General features: G+C 64.1%; 14 protein-coding genes. 5 read left to right on the forward strand and 9 right to left on the reverse strand.

All coding sequences use genetic code 11. The features are described 5' to 3' along the window. Window positions 1–20: 20 nt before the first annotated feature. The 4 genes from B5G03_RS00580 to B5G03_RS00595 are packed head-to-tail and all read left to right on the forward strand — an operon-like array spanning window position 21 to window position 5,684. A complete protein-coding gene (locus tag B5G03_RS00580; protein ID WP_087179885.1) occupies window positions 21–1,220 on the forward strand; it encodes a hypothetical protein in 1,200 nt (399 codons plus the stop codon). A gap of 30 nt (window positions 1,221–1,250) precedes the next feature. Next, window positions 1,251–2,036, forward strand: coding sequence for an ATP-binding cassette domain-containing protein (locus tag B5G03_RS00585; protein WP_087179886.1), 786 nt, complete (start codon window positions 1,251–1,253; stop codon window positions 2,034–2,036). Next, entirely contained in the window at window positions 2,033–4,384 is a 2,352-nt protein-coding gene (locus tag B5G03_RS00590; protein ID WP_087179887.1) for an ABC transporter permease, read from the forward strand. The genes B5G03_RS00585 and B5G03_RS00590 overlap by 4 nt, the downstream gene beginning before the upstream one ends. Before the next feature lie 25 nt (window positions 4,385–4,409). Continuing rightward, on the forward strand, window positions 4,410–5,684 hold the full coding sequence (locus B5G03_RS00595; RefSeq protein ID WP_087179888.1) for a hypothetical protein: 1,275 nt from the start codon (window positions 4,410–4,412) through the stop codon (window positions 5,682–5,684). Window positions 5,685–5,757: 73 nt separating this feature from the next. Here the strand turns inward: B5G03_RS00595 and B5G03_RS00600 are convergent, their stop codons facing one another. The 9 genes from B5G03_RS00600 to B5G03_RS00635 form a co-directional block, all read right to left on the reverse strand. Beyond that, window positions 5,758–7,164: a CotH kinase family protein gene (locus B5G03_RS00600; RefSeq protein WP_162613300.1), complete on the reverse strand. Its 1,407-nt coding sequence runs from the start codon at window positions 7,162–7,164 to the stop codon at window positions 5,758–5,760. Between the two features lie 4 nt (window positions 7,165–7,168). Next, the gene (locus B5G03_RS00605; protein ID WP_087179890.1) at window positions 7,169–7,840 is read right to left on the reverse strand and encodes a DUF4956 domain-containing protein; all 672 of its coding nucleotides are present in this window, start codon (window positions 7,838–7,840) and stop codon (window positions 7,169–7,171) included. A 22-nt stretch (window positions 7,841–7,862) separates the two neighbouring features. Beyond that, a complete protein-coding gene (locus B5G03_RS00610; RefSeq protein ID WP_087179891.1) occupies window positions 7,863–8,552 on the reverse strand; it encodes a polyphosphate polymerase domain-containing protein in 690 nt (229 codons plus the stop codon). Beyond that, a complete protein-coding gene (locus tag B5G03_RS00615) occupies window positions 8,542–9,486 on the reverse strand; it encodes an anti-sigma-I factor RsgI family protein (protein ID WP_087179892.1) in 945 nt (314 codons plus the stop codon). The genes B5G03_RS00610 and B5G03_RS00615 overlap by 11 nt, the downstream gene beginning before the upstream one ends. Before the next feature lie 133 nt (window positions 9,487–9,619). Continuing rightward, window positions 9,620–10,603: an anti-sigma-I factor RsgI family protein gene (locus B5G03_RS00620; protein ID WP_087179893.1), complete on the reverse strand. Its 984-nt coding sequence runs from the start codon at window positions 10,601–10,603 to the stop codon at window positions 9,620–9,622. Further along, complete coding sequence (locus tag B5G03_RS00625) at window positions 10,600–11,331, reverse strand: sigma-70 family RNA polymerase sigma factor (RefSeq protein ID WP_087179894.1); 732 nt, start codon at window positions 11,329–11,331, stop codon at window positions 10,600–10,602. Before B5G03_RS00625 ends, B5G03_RS00620 begins: the two co-directional genes overlap by 4 nt. A 305-nt stretch (window positions 11,332–11,636) precedes the next feature. Further along, window positions 11,637–13,379: an aryl-sulfate sulfotransferase gene (locus B5G03_RS00630; RefSeq protein ID WP_087179895.1), complete on the reverse strand. Its 1,743-nt coding sequence runs from the start codon at window positions 13,377–13,379 to the stop codon at window positions 11,637–11,639. Then, complete coding sequence (locus tag B5G03_RS17285; protein ID WP_162613301.1) at window positions 13,376–13,522, reverse strand: hypothetical protein; 147 nt, start codon at window positions 13,520–13,522, stop codon at window positions 13,376–13,378. The genes B5G03_RS00630 and B5G03_RS17285 overlap by 4 nt, the downstream gene beginning before the upstream one ends. 89 nt (window positions 13,523–13,611) lie before the next feature. After that, a complete protein-coding gene (locus B5G03_RS00635) occupies window positions 13,612–14,625 on the reverse strand; it encodes a zinc dependent phospholipase C family protein (protein ID WP_162613302.1) in 1,014 nt (337 codons plus the stop codon). 413 nt (window positions 14,626–15,038) lie between these two features. Here B5G03_RS00635 and B5G03_RS00640 point away from each other — a divergent pair, with 413 nt between their 5' ends. After that, entirely contained in the window at window positions 15,039–16,247 is a 1,209-nt protein-coding gene (locus B5G03_RS00640) for a phosphoglycerate kinase (protein ID WP_087179897.1), read from the forward strand. The last annotated feature ends 58 nt before the right edge of the window (window positions 16,248–16,305 follow it).

The following is a 16,305-nucleotide window of genomic DNA, read 5'->3' on the forward strand; positions in this document are numbered from 1 at the left end:
CATTTTCGAGGTGAACGACCATGTTAACGACCCGAATTTCCGCCCTTTTTCTCTGCGGGGCCCTGGCCGCCTGCTGCCTGACCGGCTGCGGCGCGGCCCGCTCCGGTGATCCCGGCCTTTCCGCTGAAAGCGGTACCGCCCAGCCCGCCGCCGTTTCCAGCGCCGGGGACGGCGTCTACGTGCCCACCGACGAGGGCGTTTATGAACTGCAAAGCATCTCCCCCGGCTCGGCCAACCTGTTTTACACCGACGCCGCCACCAAAAGCCGCATCTTTCTGTGCGCCGACCCGGGCTGCAGCCACGACAGCGACCGCTGCACCAGCTACATTGCCACCCCCGGCGCCAGCTTTCCTCCCCTTCTGCTGCGCGGCGGGGACGGGCTGCTGGTGTTTTTCGCCGAAACCGGCGAGGACAGCGGCCCCCGGGCCATGACCATGGATTTCGACGGCTCCAACCGGCGCACCGCCTTCACCCTTTCGGCTGGTCAGCAGCCGGCGGGCAGCTTTTTCCTGGCCGGGGACCGGCTGTATTTTGACCTGATGGAGACCGGCGAAAACGGCCAGAACCGCTACCAGCTCTGGTGCGCGGACCTTTCCGCCGGGAAGGCCGAAGCGCTGCTGGACCTGGGCGTGGACGGGGCGTATTACGCCCTTTGCGGCTGCGCGGGGGACAAGCTGTGCTTTCAGCAGGTCACCGAAGAGGGGCTTCGCTACTGCATGTACTCCATCCGGGACAACAAGCTGGAGCAGCCCTTTTACACCGACCGCAGCGCTAGCGGCAGCTCCCTTGTGGGCGGCGAGTATCTCTTCACCATCGACGAGACCGCCCGCACCGCCACACGGCTGGACCTTGCGACCGGCGAGCAGCTCACCTGCGCCTTTTCGCTGAAGGAGGGCTACGGCGCGCCCTCCCTGCGCTACCTGTTCGACGGCAAACTGCTGCTCACCGCCGCCAGCACCCAAAGCACCGGCGACTACGACCTGTGCGCCTATGTGCTGGATTTTCCGGCGGGCAGCTGCACCGAGATGACCCTGCGCACCCCCTTCAACGACCGGCCGGTGATGGTGCTGAGCCAGGTGGGCGAATTGTGCCTGGTAGCTTCGGACTACCGCATCGATTCCGGCACCGGCCTTCCGGCCAACGTGTACGCCTTCCTTTCCCGACAGGATTATCTGAACTCCAATCCGGACGGCTACCTGCCGGTGAACGACTGCGTCTGACCGGGCGCGGCATTTTCGAGGTGAATGACCATGACCCAGCAAACGAATCCCGCCCCTTGCCTTGCGGTGGAAAATCTGAAAAAAAGCTATCTGACCCGGGGCGGCCTGTTTGGCCGCCCCACCACAAAAAAACAGGCCCTGGCCGGGGTGAGCTTTTCTCTTGGCCCGGGCCTGTATGGCCTTCTTGGCCCCAACGGCGCAGGCAAGTCCACCCTCATCAACATCATCACCGGCAGCCTGAAGGCGGACGGCGGCACCGTGCAGTGGTGCGGCAAAAGCGCCCGCGCGCTGGACATCAAATTCCGCCGGGTGCTGGGCTACATGCCCCAGCAGCAGGGCCTTTACGACAGCTACACCGGCCGCCGGTTTCTGGCCTATATGTGCGCCCTGAAGGAAATTCCCGCCAAAGAGGTGCCCGCCCAGGTGGAGCGGGTGGCGGAATGGGTGAATCTTTCCGATGAGCTGGACAAGCGCCTGGCCGCCTACTCCGGCGGCATGAAGCAGCGGCTTTTGCTGGGCAGCGCCCTTCTGGGGGACCCGAAGCTGCTGATTCTGGACGAGCCCACCGCCGGGCTGGACCCCAAAGAGCGGGTGCGGCTGCGCAGCCTGCTGGCCGAGCTGGCGCGGGACCGGATCATCCTGGTGGCCACCCATGTGGTGAGCGACGTGGAGACGGTTGCCACCGAAATTTTGCTGCTCAAAAACGGCAAGCTGGTGGACCAGGCCCCGGTGAGCGAGCTGATCGCCGCCCACGCGCCGGGGCAGAATCTGGAAGCGGTGTATCTTTCGGTATTCGGTGAGGAGGATGGCAAATGAGGCTGCTGCTTGCCGAACTGAAAAAAGTCTGGGGCCAGCGCATCTTCGCCTTATGTCTGGCGGTGCTGGCCGCCGCCAACCTGTTTTTGCTCTACACCGGCACCCGCCCCGGAGAAAGCAGCGCCCAGCCCGCGGCCTGGCGGGCCGCCGCCCGGGACCTTGCCGGGCTGGACACCGCCGCCCAGCAGGCCTTTCTGAACGAAAAGCTGGACCTTGTGTACGGCGTTTTGCAGATCGACCAGATCCTCTCCTACCAGGCGGTGGGCGGGTATCTGGGGGTGGACGTGCGGCAGGAATACGCCGACCTCTTCGCCAAATACGAGCAGGCCTACCAGGACAAGGACTACCAGCTCTACACCGGCGATTTGCTGGTGGAATACAGCTTTCTGAGCCAGCTCAAGGCCGAGCTGGACACGGTGGCGGGCTATCCCCAGTTTCTGGAGGACGTGCAGGCCAAGGCAAATCAGCTCTCCGGCATTTCCATCTTCAACAGCGGAAAAAGCGGCTACGACCGGGCCAACATCGACAAGACCGCCGCCGTGTATGCGGGCATGAGCAGCGTGGCCATTCAGTATGCCCCGCAAAAGGGCCTGTTCACCGCGCTGGACTACCAGTTCACCGACCTGATTCTGCTGGCGGCCATGCTTCTGGTGGCGAGCCTGTTGCTGCGCCAGGAGCGGGACAGCGGCATGCTGAACCTGTTGCGCAGCATGCCCGGTGGGCGGATGCACACCGCGCTGGCAAAGCTGGGCGCGCTGGCGGTGAGCCTTTTGGCCGTGCTGCTGCTGTTGTACGGCGTGAACCTTGTCTACTGCGGGCTTACCTTCGGTCTCGGGCCGCTGGGGCGCAGCATCCAGAGCGTGCCCGCCCTGATGCGCTGCACCATGCAGATCACAGTGGGGCAGTATCTGGTGCTGTTTTTGCTGGCCAAGTGGGCCGGGGCCTTCGTGATGGGCCTTTGGGTGATGCTGGCCGCCCTGTGGGCCCGCCGGGCCTTTGCGGGCTGGTGCGCCGCGCTGGCCCTGCCCGCCGCCCAGTGGCTCATCCGGCAGGCCATTCCCGCCACCAGCCGCCTGAACGTGATCAAATACGCGAATCTGGTGAGCATCCTGCGCACCAACGAGCTTTTGGGCAACTACCGGAACCTTTACTGGTTCGATACTCCGGTCAGCCTGCCGCTGGTGGAATGGCTGGCGGTGATTTTGTACGGCAGCTTACTGGCGGGCGGCTTCTGCCTGCTCTTCTGCCGGGGGCAGCTGCTGGCGGCCCCGGCCTTCGCCGGGCTGCGGCGGAAAGCGGCCCAAACCAAAGCCACCACCGTGCTGCGGCAGGAGGGCCGCAAGCTGTTTTTGCTCTGCGGCGCGGCGGTGGTGCTGCTGGCCTTCGCCGGATACCAGACCTTCCAGACCGTGACCACCGAAAGCTACATCGACGCGGAGGAAATTTATTACGCCTGGTACATGAAGCAGCTGGCCGGGCCCTACACCGAGGCCACCCACCAGAAGCTGCTGGAGCTGAACGAGGAGTTCGAGCCCATCCGCCGGCTGGACGCGGCGCTGCAATCCGGCCAGATCACCGAGGAGAGCTACCAGGCCCAGATGGGCGCCTACTACGGCTTACAGCAGAAGATGAACGTCTTCCAGCGCATCCAGTACGGGAACCTGAGTTACTTAAAGGAGCATCCCAAGGCCCAGCTGGTCTACGAGAGCGGCTGGCAGAAGCTGTTCTGCTTCTCCGGCGAGGGCGATCTGCAGGACACCCTGATCGCGGGCCTTGTGAGCTGCATCTGTTTTTCCGGCCTGTTCGCCTTTGAGCACGCGGGCGGCATGAAGCGGGTGGTGATGGCAACGCCGCTGGGCCGCCGGACCACCCTGCGCCGCAAGCTGGCGGTGGGGGCGCTGGGCGCGGTGCTGGTCTGGCTGTTCACCTGCCTGCCCCGTTTCATCATCGTGCTGCGGGACTACGGCCTCTGCCGTCCCTTCGCCCCGGCCATGAGCCTGCAGGACTACGCGGCCATCCCTGCCTGGGTGAGCCTTTCCGACCTGCTGGTCTTTGCCGTGCTGGCCCGGCTGGCGGCCTGCCTTTGCATGATGCTGCTGATGATGTCCTTTTCCGAGTACGTCGGCAACACGCTGGGGGCCATGTTTTTGGGCAGCATCGCCTTCTGCCTGCCGCCGCTGCTGGCCTTGAGCGGGCTTTCCGGCCTGCGGTGGGTGGGCTTTTATCCCCTGTTCCACATGGCCGAGCTTGCCCGCCGGGCGGACATCTGGGCCGGGCTTGGCGCTCTGGTCATGGCGCTTGGAGTAGGCTGGCTGGCCGCCGAAAAGCTGCAAGAACGCTGGAGCTGATTTTATCTCAAAAGGAGCAAATCGTATGAACCGTTCAACCTGTTTTATCCGTTTTGCCGCCGTCGCCGCCGCGCTGGCTCTGCTGGCCGGCTGCGGCAAGGCCCCGGCCAGCGCCGCGCCCTCCGGCAGCGGCCAGACTTTCGGTACCGACGAGGGCGTTTCCTCCGGCCCGGTGCAGGAGCTGACCGCCCCGCTGCCCTACCAGCTGTTTTCCCAGGGGGCGGGCAGCGAGGAGGGCTTTTACTACGTGGAGCCCACCCCGGCCAACAGCCTGGCCGGTCAGCTCCACTATGTGGACTACGCCAGCGGGCTGGACGTGCCCCTCTCCGCCCAGGTGAACAGCGACCATTCCGACGAGACCGACACCTCCTATCTGGACTCCATCGAAGGGGACTACCGGCTCTTTCTCTCCGGCGGGCAGCTCTACTTCCTCCGCACCGACGCGGTGTACCGCATGGAGCCGGACGGCAGTGATCGCCGCCTGGTGTACCAGTGCGACAGCGGCGCTCTGCTCATGTGTGCCGCCGCATCGGAGGACCATTTGTATCTGTTCCAGCGCTCCGGCGATAACATCCGGGCGATCCGGGTGCCGAAGGAGGGCGGCAGCGGCAGCACCGTGGCCACCCTTTCGGGCGATCAGGACGTGACTCTGGTCGGCTGCCGGGACGGGCTGATGTACCTGCACCGGATGGGCTACGACCCGGACAAGGCCGACAGCATGGGGGTTCTGGGCGCCACCACCCACACGCTGGCCACGCTGGACCCGGCCACCGGCCAGGTGACCGAGCTGGCGGACCTGTGCCCGGACGACACGCAGTATGCCGAGCCCTATATGGCGGGCGAGACCCTGCTGCTGTTTTATCCCAACAACGGGCTGCAGCTGGCCATCTGCGACGAAAAGGGCCAGCCCCAGCGCACCCTGCCGCTGACGGCCCAGGGGGAATCTCTGCATCAAATCGAGCAGCCCTATGTGATCGGCGACACCTTCTTTCTCCCCTGCTGGGACGATCAGCTCCATCAGGGCTGCCAGCTTCTGGTGGACATCCCCACCGGCGAAGTGAGCCGGTCCGACCTGTGCCTGAGCCGGGACGACGGCAAGGACAAGCTGGGCGCCACCGTGCTGGCGGAAAACGAGAGCAGCTATCTGGTGGTGAGCAGCCTGACCACCGAGGAGATCCAGGCCCCCCGGGGCGACGGCACCTCCGTCACTCTCTCCGCCCAGCGCTATGGCTACAGCCTGGTGGACAAGGACCAGTTCACCGCCGCCTCGCCCCAGCTCACCCCCATCCAGCGCAGCTGACCCTCTTACAAACAACAGCGCGGCCCCGAACCGGTTTTTCCAGTTCGGGGCCGCGCTGTTGTTTTTCAGTCAATCAGTGCACGCCGTCTGCCAGGTCGGCAAGCTCGCCCAGGTCCGGCAGCCAGACCGACGAAGCGTCCACGTAGGGGCCGCCCCATTCCTCCCGCTCCTTCCAGGTGGAGGGGATGCTGCCTTCCAGCTGGCCCCGGGCGCTCTCGGCCCGCAGCAGGCAGAAGTCGGTAAAGGTATCCACCCCGGTGCAGAAGTCCTCATAGGAGCAGAAGGCGGTGGGGTCCCGCCGCACGTAGGGGGCGATCATCCGGGCGGTGGCGGCGGTCTCGGCCGCAAAACGTCCGCTCTCAAAATATCCGCTCAGAAACGCATCGAAATATCGGTGGTAGGCGGCAAAGCATTCGTTATGTTTCATCACCTGATGGTAGAGCGGGCGGTTCTTCATCACCTCGCCGGACGCGGGGGTGTCGATGGGGTAATTCACATAAAGCTCCGCATCGTTGATGGGGTCCGGCATGCCCAGCGAATAGGTGGCGAAGGCCAGGTTATAGTCCCAGGGCAGCATGCTCAGCCGCCCGTTTTCCTCGTAGAGAAAATAGTTGTGGCCGGTGCGGCCCAGGTAGCTGTCCAGATTGACGGTGAACACCTGCACCACAAAGTACCGCAGCACCTGGTCCAGGTCCACCGCCCTGTCCAGCTGCTGCCCGGTGGAAAGCTGTTCCAGCGCCTTGATCAGCCGCTGCTTGTCCGCCGGGGAGGGGTCGAATTTCGCGGTGCGGAAGATGTTGTCGTAGCGTTCCTCCTCCGGGCCGGTGTAGCGCAGGGCCACGTCCGGGTTTTCGTCCGAAAGGCGCTTGTAGTCCGGCTTGTACAGCTGGCCGTGGTCCGGCCCGAAGTTGCGGCGGGCAAAGGCTTCCTCCGGCTCCTCCACCGCCAGGAACAGACCCCAGTCCTGCCCGTTCACCGTCACCCACACATAGCTGCTCAGGGGCGCGGGCACCCCCATGTAGTCCATCATCCGGTAGGCGGTGTGGTTTTTCAGGTAGCTGTTGTCCTGAAAGGAGCAGTCCAGCGAGAGCTTGTCCAGTCCATGATAGCTGGCCCCTTTCTGGTAGTGGTCAAATTCCAGCTTCAGGCTGTAGCGGGAAAGGCCGTACTCCTCGATCAGCCGCCGGGAGTTGTTGCCCTTGGCCCGCAGGCCCACCTGCTCGAACCGCTCGCCGTCCACCACCACGGCGCAGGGGGAATACTCCTCCTTTGGCGCGGTGTCCAGAAAGGCCTGCCAGTCCTCGATCTGGATGTCGATGGTGTGCACCCGATCCGCGTCGAACAAACGGGAGGCGTAGGCCGGGTCGCTGTGAGTGGGGCGGATGCCCAGCTCCTCCCCCATCCAGAGCACCCCCGCCAGCACCAGAGCAAGGGCCATGGCGGCAAGGCAGATGCGGTCGATGTGTTTGTGGCGCAGCATGGCTTCACCCCATATAGTCCCCGTTGTAGGATACCAGCACCGCTTCCTCCACGCCTTCCATGGCGGCCAGCTGCTCCACGAAGGAGGCATCCTCCTGACGCAGGCGCACCTCGTAGTTCAGCTCGGTGCCCCGGGCGCTCACGGTCTTGCTTTTCAGCGAGTGGGCGGCCACCGAATCCTCCATCAGCGCGGCAGCGGCGCGGGCAGAAGCGTCTCCGGCGCAGTGCAGCACCAGGATGTAGGGCCGGTCGGCGCTTTTGCGCCCGGCGAACACCACCAGCACCAGACCGATCAGCAGGCTGCCCAGCACCGCCAGCGGCACAAAGCCCGCCGCCAGCACGATGCCCGCCGCGATGCTCCAGAACAGAAAGGCGATGTCCATGGGCTCCTTGATGGCGGTGCGAAAGCGCACGATGGACAAGGCGCCCACCATGCCCAGCGACAGCACCACGTTGCTGGTGACTGCCAGGATCAGCAGGGTGGTGATGAGGCACAGGGCCACCAGCGTGACCCCGAAGCTGGCGGCGTACATCACGCCGCAGTAGCTTTTTTTGTAGATGTAAAAGATGAACAGGCCCAGCGCCAGAGCCAGAGCCATGGCCAGCAGCATATCCAGCGGGCTGACCGCGGCGGAATTGTCCAGAAAGCTGGAACGGAAGATATCCTGAAACGTCATAAAACCCCTCCCGACCCACCGCTCATTCCCATTTGCGGCAGGCCGCGTATTTGGACCAGGCCCCTGCCCGGCGGCCGGGCACCTGCACGGCCATGCGCACCAGATCGGGCAGAAAGGCGTCGTATTTTACCTCCAGAATGGTGCCCCCCGGGGCCACGGTACAGGCCAGAGCCTCCGGGTCCAGAAAGGCGGCGGGACCGGGGCCCCGGCGCAGGTCCCGGTCCAGGGTGATGCGCACGTTGCCCGGCCGGTACACAAAGGCCTGCCGGTCGTAGCAGACCACGGTGCGCGGGCGCAGCCCGGCGCGCATCTTGCTGTACAGCTCCATCAGCAGGGGCTGGCCGCTGTGCAATAAAAAGTCAATCTGGCCGGCCAGCAGCAGCCGCACCTCTTCCTCGCTCAGCCGGGCGCTGAGCTTCTGGCACAGGCCGTTTTTCTTGCTCTTTTTTTCCAGCCGCAGAAAGCCGGTGTCCTGCCCGTAGTACCGCAGCCGGAACTTTTCCCGCCGGTCCACCCCGTCCAGCTTCTGGCGCAGGGCGGTGTCGGCGGGGGTGTCGAAATACAGGCTGTTCACCCGGTACACGCCCCCCGGCCCGGCGTGCCGGTCCGCTTCAAACAGCTTCTCCAGCCGCCGGGCCAGTACCCAGTCCTCCTGGGGGCTGATCCAGTGCTTGTATTCGTGCCGCCAGACCGGCGGGCGGTCAGTTGTCATAGCCGGAGTCCCCGTCGTCGGGGGTATCGTAACCGGAGTCCCCGTCGTCGGGGGTATCGTAACCGGAATCCCCGTTGTCGGGCGCGTCGTAGCCGGAGTCGCCATTGTCCGGCGCGGGAGCCGGGGCCGCGGTGGGCGCGGGAGCCGGAGCGGGCGCGGTGTAGCCGGAATCGCCGTCGTCGTTGTAATCGGTCACGCCGTCGTTATTCGGGCCGTAGTCGGTGTCGTTGTAATCGGTCACGCCGTCGTTGTTCGGGCCGTAATCAGTGTCGTTGTAGTCGGTGGCGCCGGGGGCGGGAGTGGCCGGGGTGGCAGCGCCGCCGGAGCGGCCGCTCTCGGCATAATCGGTCACGCCGTCATTGTCCGGGCCGTAATCGGTGTCGGCGTAGTCGGTCACGCCGTCGTTGTCCGGGCCGTAGTCGGTGTCGGCATAATCGGTCCAGCCGTAGTTGCTCTCGCCGTCCACCTCCACCGGGCTGGTCAGCTGCTGGGCGGCGGTGTAGGTCTGCACCTGCTCCACGATGTCGCTGAGGAAATCGTCGGCGGGCAGGCTGGAGCCCCGGGCCACCTCCAGGGTGATCTGGCGGTTCTCGCCCTCCACCTCTTCCACAAAGTAGCCGGCCTCGTTGATGCGGGCCACCAGCTCGCCGATCACGGCCTTGCACTCCTTGCCCTCATAGCCGGTGTAGCCGTCCAGGATCTCCTTGCCGTCCGGGTTGCGGCCCTCCAGGCTGGTGACCATGCCCTTGTCATCGTAGCGCACGGCGATCTCCGGGTTCACCTTCAAATAGATCACGCCCCCCTGTTTCAGGGCCGCGGGCGCGGCGGCGGTGGCGGTGCTCTGGGCGGGCTTGGAGCAGCCGGCCAGCAGGCACACGGCCATGGAAAGCGCCAACCCGGCGCCGAGCAGTGCGGTCAGTTTCTTTCTGGTCATACCATCGTCTCCTTTTTACCTGTGATTTGTTTTTATGTTTCATACAGCCTTTTCTCTTGGCTTCTGACATAGATTACGCAGCCTGTGGCGGCAAAACCGGGGTCGGGGAAAAACTTTTTTCAAAAAAGTTTTTTCAGCCCTCTTCGTAGCCGGAATCCTGCTGTTCCGGCTCTTCGGGCTCCTCCGGCTGCTCCGGCTGCTCCGGCTCTTCGTAGCCGGAATCCCCCGCCGGTTCCGCCGTGGGCGCGGGGGGCGTGTAGGGCGAACCGCCCTGCTCCCCGTAGCCGGAATCCTGCGGCGCGGGGGCCGCCGTGGGCGCGGCTTCGGGGGCGTCGTCCTCATAGCCCGAGTCGCCCTCGGGTTCGGCGGTGGGGGCTGCACCGTAGCCGGAGTCCCCCTCGCCATAACCGGAATCCCCCGCCGGTTCCGGGGTGGGTGCGGCCGTGCCGTAGTCGGTCTCACCGTAGCCGGAGTCGTTGGGGTTCGGGGCCGGGGCGGCGGTGGCGGGCGCGGGCGGCGCCGTGGCCTTGGGAGCCACCGGGATGCTCACGCTCTGGCCCACCTGCACCGTGACCCGCAGGTTCTGGTATTGCAGGTATTCCTCCAGATGGGTCTGCAGCGCCTGGTTGGTCTGGACGGCCCAGTCCTCATCCTCCGCTTCCAGGTCGATGGTGATGGCCCCGCCGGGGGCCAGATAGCCCATGTCCACCGCCCGGTCGATCAGCTCGTCGGTCACCTGGTCCAGGTGCTTGCCCTTCCAGTCGTAGCCCTCCACCAGGTCCTGGCCGTCCTGGTTCACCCCTTCCAGGCCCCGGGTCATGCTCTTGCGGTCCACGTCGATGCGCACCTGAGGGTTGATGGTCAGATACACCGACGCATAGGGGGCAATGGGCGCACGCAGCAGCACGGCCGCCATCAGCACCAGGCAGGCGGCCGCCAGCATACCCGGCAGCCAGACCAGCACCCCTTTGCCCCGGGGGGCGCGGGTGCGCATGGGCACGATGTGCTCCACCGTCTGGCCCGGCTCATAGTGCAGGTTGGCCGCCCGCACGAAGCGGCCCTCCTCGTCCAGCAGGATGGCGTAGCTGGGCCTTACTTCCATCACAAGGTATTTCATGCGGGGCGTTCACCTCCTTGCGGCGCCAGCATCTGGCAGATGTGCCCCCGGATGATCTCGTAGCCGTTGGTGTAGATCAAAAGAAGGGCGGTGATGTATTTGCGGTGCCGTTCCAGCGTTTTGCGGGCCGCGCCGGACCCCTCGCACAGCCGGGCCAGGGGCAGCTTTTTGGTGCGCAGCAGCTCCTCCAGCAGCTCGGGATGCTCCCGTGCGTAGCGCACCGCCTGCTTGCAGGCCTCCAGCGTGCGCTGCTGGCGGGGGCAGTTCTCGGCCACGTCCGAAAGGGCGATGCCGAACCCGGCCATGGTCTCGGTCAGCTCCCGGATCTCCTTTTGGGTGGCCAGCCGTCCCTCGGCGGCGTCCATCGGGTCCTCCGGGTCGGCCAGCCGCTCGCCCAGGGTCTGGCCCTCCTCCGGGCCGGGCTGGTCCAGCCGGGCGTGGGGGGCATGGCGGCGCTCCCGGCGCTGCTCGTCCCGCACGCGGCTGCGGATCACCAGCGCCGCATACTGCAAAAAGCTGCCCCGGACCCGGCTGTAGCCCCGGATGGCCTCATGAAAAGCGATCATCCCGATGCTGAACGCATCGTCCTGCTCGGTGCACAGGCGGCCCAGCGCCCGGCTGGCCTGGGCCTTGATGAAGGGCTGGTATTGCCGGATCAGTTCGTCGGCGCGCTCCAGGCTGGTTTTGGCCTGAGCCACCTGTTCCAGAATGGCGTGGTCGGTCTGCATAAGGGCGGTCGTTCCTTTCCCCGGGCGTGGTATTACAGAATACGAAACGAGCGGCGGCAAAACCGGGGCCGGACCGCTCATTTTTCCGGTTTTTTTCCATCATACCAAGGCCCCGGGGCACTTGTGGGCCTCCCGGCCGGGTTTTTACCCAGTTTTTCGCCGTCCTTTACCTGGTGTTAACGTTGGGTCAAGCTTCTTTTTTCCCCCTGCTTTCCGGCGTTTCTCCCCTTAACCGAACGCAGCAAAAAAGGCCCCCCGCCCGGAGCAGTTTCCGGGCGGGGGGGCCGCTGTTTCTTTTGCTGTTTTTAACGGAACCAGTAGCCCACGAAGTCGTCCTTCATGACCCGGTAACCGTTCATCATGCTGTGGTACTGGAACTGGCGGATCAGGTTGCCCGCGGAGTCGTACTCGCCGTAGACCTGGGGCACGCCGCTGTTCACCACGTAGTTGCCGCCCTCCAAAAGCTGCGCGTTGGACACCACGCTGGAGTAGGGCACATCGAAGGACCAGGCCAGGCGGAAGGTGCCCGCGTTTTCGTCCACCAGGTAGTAGTACACGTGGCTCACGATGCTCGCGTCCTCGGTGAGCGCCTGGCCCACCGAATCCGGCAGACTGGGGGTGTAGCCGGTGCGGGTGCTGTTGGCCCAGTAGTTGTTGTCGAACATGCGCAGGTAATACTGGCCCTCGGGCAGGCTGTCATCGTAGATCACGGTCACGTCGTGCTGGCCGTACTGGGGGGTGAAGTCGCCCTCCTTCGTCAGGCTGTACTGCTCATAGCCGGTGCCCTCCCAGAAGGCCTCGTCGCCGATCATCCAGTCGATGGCGGGCTCCTCGTGCACGTTCTTCACCTTGATGATGGTGGAGCTCTCGCGGGAGCTGACCACCACCGCGTCCTCCTCTTCCAGGTACTGCACCGAGTTCAGGTGCAGCCAGTCCCAAAGACCCGCCTGCCAGAAGAAGGAGCTGTTGGCCGACACCTTTTCGGTGGTCACGAAGTAATCGTTCATCAACGCGCTGAAATCCACCAGCAGGGTCACCTCGCCGGTGTCCATATCAATGGCGATCAGCTGGTCCTCCACGGTTTCGCTCTCGGTGTTGGTGGCCAGGGCCACCAGCTCGCCGTCCGGGCCCCAGTTGAAGTCGTGATGCAGCTCGAAGCGGCCCAGGTCGTACACCTGCAGCACCTGGCCGATGCGGCTGATGCGGGCGATTTTATTGCTGCCCACGCAGGCCAGGATCTGGTCGCCCAGGCTGAGGATGCGGTCGGAGTGGTAACCGTCCAGCAGCATCTCGTAGCGCAGGATGCCGTCGTTGTCGAAGAAGAAGGTGTAGCCGTAGTAGTCGCTCAGGCCCATGGCGTAGAACAGTCCCTCGCTCATCTCGGCGGTGCTCTCGCCCTCGGTGGCCTCCAGCCGGTTGGCGTGGCCGGAGGTGGTGGCGGGCATCTGGATGGTGAAGGTGAAGCTGTCCTTCACCTCGCCCTGCTTGTTCACCGCCTCCAGGGTCACCTGGTTCTCCTGCCCGGCCACCAGGCCGATGAGCAGAAATTCCTGCACCTTGCCGTACTCCTGGGCGGAGTTGGCGGTGGCGGTGTAGGCGGGGATGGTTTCGTCGTCGGTGGTGACGGTGTAGCGGATCTGGCAGTTGTAGTCGGTGGTGAAATACAGATACAGGCCGTTGGAGCCGGTGCCGAAGGGGTTCAGCACCGCCAGGGGCTCTTCCATGGTGAAGCCGCCCCGGTCCATCATGGTCATCAGGCTCTGGGCCAGGCGCTGCTGCACCTCTTCATCGTAGTAAGTAAAGCCCTCCTGCTCGTACTCGCCGGGCAGGATCTGCGCCACCTGGATGCTGGCTTCCACCGGCTGGCGGTACATCTGCACGTGGATCTCGTCGTCGGTGAAGGTGTAGGTGCCGGTCTCGATCTCCCACTTGTCCCGGGTGCGCTTTTCGCCGCCCACCAGATACTTGGAGACCACCAGCACGCCGGTGAGAATCACCGCGGCCAGCACGACCAGAATCGCCGCCCCCACAAGGATCTTCTTTTTCATGCTGCAATCCTCTTTCTCATTTTTTCATTCTGTTTTGTTCCTGTTTCGCGGCGCTCCCCCTCCGGGACAGCCGCGCAGATATTATACAGCTTTTTTTGGCTCTGTGGGGCCTTTTTTGCGGTTTTCATCGGTTTTTCAAACATTTTTGCTTTTTCTTAATAATCCGGCGGCCAAAAGGGCAAAAAAATCCCTTCTCCGGGGGAGAAGGGGATTTTTTACTCGGAATGTTTCTTCAGCGAACGCAGCTCGCCGCCGGGGCGGGCTGGCCGGTTCCGGCCTGGCCCGCGGCCACCGCCCGTTCCAGCCGCTGGAAGTTGGGCGCCAGCACCCGGTCGTCGTGGTAGTTGGTGTCGCCGGTCATCATCAAAAAGCGCACCGGGTCGTCCATCTGGGGCAAAAGCCACACCGCCAGCCGCAGCCCCTTGCAGAACAGTTCGTCGAAGCTGTCGGTAAACAGGCGCTGGGGCTTCCAGGGGTCCCGCCAGGGCGCATGGGCCAGGTTCATGGGGTCCGGCATGCTGCTGGGCGCGTCGGTGATGAACTTGGCCGACAGCAGCGGGAACTTCATCACCTTGTTCTCGAATTTTTCCACCATCTGACGCCGCTGGGCGCCCGGGTCGTGCAGCAGGCTGGATTCCAGCGAGGCCATGGTCATGGCCCGGCGCACAAAGGCCGGGCGGAAAGGCGAGCGCACCGGGAACAGATCGCCCAGCGTGCCCTGCAGCACTCTGGCCAGATACTTGCTCACCAGCTGGCTCTCCGCCTCATTCAGCCGGAAGATCTGCTCCTGGCGCAGCCGGGTGTAGCTATAGCCGCACTGGGCCATGTACCAGGCGTCGATGTCGCTTTCCAGCGCGGCGTGGCGGCCGTAGTAGCGGGCGCTCTTGTGGGCCGGGTCGTAGCCGGTGCGGGCGTACACGAAGGTGTGGCACACGCTGTCGCACACATAGTGGCAGTAGGCCCCCGCCAGATAGGCAAGGCAGACCCCCCGCTCGGGCTCAGACTCGGGCAGGCAGGCAAAGCCCTGCAAAAACCAGGCTTTGATCCGGTGGTTGTGCAGATAGGCCCCCAGGTTCCGGTGGTTGGAAAAGGCCAGCCGCAAAAAGTTATAGGTAAACAGGTCCGGCCCCTGGCACCCCAGGAAAAAAGCCCGGGAATGCCGCTGGGCGGCCCGCTTGGCCTGGCAGTCCGGCAGGCGGGCCAGGGCGCGGGCGCCGAACACACAATGGGTCACAAGGCCCGGCATACGCATTGCCTCCTTTGCTGTGAAGAAGAACCGTCCCCGCTTGGCTTTGCGGACGGCGGATGAAGGGGCGTTTCGCCGCTTCGCGCCCCGTTCCCGGCGCGCAAAACGGCCTTATACTTTTATTGTATCATATCTGGGGCCGCCCGGCGCAGTTTTGCCAATTCTTTTCGTGATTTTTGCTGTTTCCTTTTCTTTCCCGTTTTTTTACACAGGGAACACAAAAAAGCGCATACCGCCCAGATTTTCATTGGAAGAACGGGCGTATTTCGTTAAAAGAGTAACAAGAAAAAACTTGCGAAATCGGCGCAAGTTGTTTATAATAAAGGCAGGTATGACAAAGCGGCTATCCGCACCGGTTGGCGCGGGCGGCCGTTCCCTTTGGGATACTTTCAAAAATGAGAGGAGAAAGAACAATGGGCTTAGGTAAAAAAACCGTTGAGGAACTGGACGTTAAGGGCAAGCGCGTTCTGGTGCGCTGCGATTTCAACGTTCCCATGAAGGAGGGCGTTATCACCAACGATAACCGCATCGTTGCCGCCCTGCCCACCATCAAGAAGCTGATCGAGAACGGCGGCAAGGTGATCCTGTGCAGCCATCTGGGCAAGCCCAAGAACGGCCCCGAAGAGAAGTTCAGCCTGGCTCCCGTAGCCGTGCGTCTGAGCGAGCTGCTGGGCAAGAACGTTGTGTTCGCGGGCGACGACACCGTTGTGGGCGAGCAGGCTAAGGCCGCTGTTGCCGCTATGAACGACGGCGACGTGGTTCTGCTGCAGAACACCCGCTTCCGCAAGGAGGAGACCAAGAACCTGCCCGAGTTCAGCGAAGAGCTGGCCAGCCTGGCTGACTGCTACGTGAACGACGCCTTCGGCTCCGCTCACCGCGCTCATTGCTCCACCGCCGGCGTGACCGACTACATCAAGGATACCGCTGTTGGCTACCTGATGGAGAAGGAGATCCGCTACCTGGGCAACGCCGTGAACGATCCCGTTCGTCCCTTCACCGCCATCCTGGGCGGCGCCAAGGTTGCCGACAAGCTGAACGTGATCAGCAACCTGCTGGAGAAGGTGGACACCCTGATCATCGGCGGCGGCATGGCCTACACCTTCCTGGCTGCCAAGGGCTACGAGGTTGGCTCCAGCCTGGTGGACAACGAGAAGATCGACTACTGCAAGGACATGATGAAGAAGGCCGAGGAGAAGGGCGTAAAGCTGCTGCTGCCCGTTGATACCGCTGTGGCCGCTTCCTTCCCCGATCCCATCGACGCTCCCATCGACGTACAGATGGTTGCTGCCGACGCTATGCCTGCCGGCATGATGGGTCTGGACATCGGACCCGAGACCGAGAAGCTGTTTGCTGACGCCGTTCTGGCCAGCAAGACCGTTGTTTGGAACGGCCCCATGGGCGTGTTCGAGAACCCCACCCTGGCCGCTGGCACCCTGGCTGTTGCCAAGGCTATGGCTGAGGCCGACGCCACCACCGTGATCGGCGGCGGCGACAGCGCGGCTGCCGTAATGCAGCTGGGCTTCGGCGACAAGATGACCCACATCTCCACCGGCGGCGGCGCCTCCCTGGAGTACCTGGAGGGCAAGGAGCTGCCCGGCATCGCCTGCATCCAGAACGCCTAAGTTTTGAACCCAAAGCCTCAGTCGCCCCCCTTGCGCCGGGCGGCTGGGGCATTTTCCG

The organism is Gemmiger sp. An50 (genome assembly GCF_002161595.1).
In the GTDB taxonomy this organism is placed as follows: Bacteria; Bacillota; Clostridia; order Oscillospirales; family Ruminococcaceae; genus Allofournierella.

Bases quoted from the DNA above. Each gene is read 5' to 3' on its own strand.
- B5G03_RS00615 (WP_087179892.1), bottom strand. From the start codon at position 9,486: ATGACCAGAAAGAAACTGACCGCACTGCTCGGCGCCGGGTTGGCGCTT.
- B5G03_RS17285 (WP_162613301.1), bottom strand. From the start codon at position 13,522: ATGTTTGAAAAACCGATGAAAACCGCAAAAAAGGCCCCACAGAGCCAA.
- B5G03_RS00635 (WP_162613302.1), bottom strand. From the start codon at position 14,625: ATGCCGGGCCTTGTGACCCATTGTGTGTTCGGCGCCCGCGCCCTGGCC.
- B5G03_RS00585 (WP_087179886.1), top strand. From the start codon at position 1,251: ATGACCCAGCAAACGAATCCCGCCCCTTGCCTTGCGGTGGAAAATCTG.
- B5G03_RS00580 (WP_087179885.1), top strand. From the start codon at position 21: ATGTTAACGACCCGAATTTCCGCCCTTTTTCTCTGCGGGGCCCTGGCC.
- B5G03_RS00625 (WP_087179894.1), bottom strand. From the start codon at position 11,331: ATGCAGACCGACCACGCCATTCTGGAACAGGTGGCTCAGGCCAAAACC.
- B5G03_RS00595 (WP_087179888.1), top strand. From the start codon at position 4,410: ATGAACCGTTCAACCTGTTTTATCCGTTTTGCCGCCGTCGCCGCCGCG.
- B5G03_RS00630 (WP_087179895.1), bottom strand. From the start codon at position 13,379: ATGAAAAAGAAGATCCTTGTGGGGGCGGCGATTCTGGTCGTGCTGGCC.
- B5G03_RS00605 (WP_087179890.1), bottom strand. From the start codon at position 7,840: ATGACGTTTCAGGATATCTTCCGTTCCAGCTTTCTGGACAATTCCGCC.
- B5G03_RS00620 (WP_087179893.1), bottom strand. From the start codon at position 10,603: ATGAAATACCTTGTGATGGAAGTAAGGCCCAGCTACGCCATCCTGCTG.
- B5G03_RS00610 (WP_087179891.1), bottom strand. From the start codon at position 8,552: ATGACAACTGACCGCCCGCCGGTCTGGCGGCACGAATACAAGCACTGG.
- B5G03_RS00600 (WP_162613300.1), bottom strand. From the start codon at position 7,164: ATGCTGCGCCACAAACACATCGACCGCATCTGCCTTGCCGCCATGGCC.
- B5G03_RS00640 (WP_087179897.1), top strand. From the start codon at position 15,039: ATGGGCTTAGGTAAAAAAACCGTTGAGGAACTGGACGTTAAGGGCAAG.
- B5G03_RS00590 (WP_087179887.1), top strand. From the start codon at position 2,033: ATGAGGCTGCTGCTTGCCGAACTGAAAAAAGTCTGGGGCCAGCGCATC.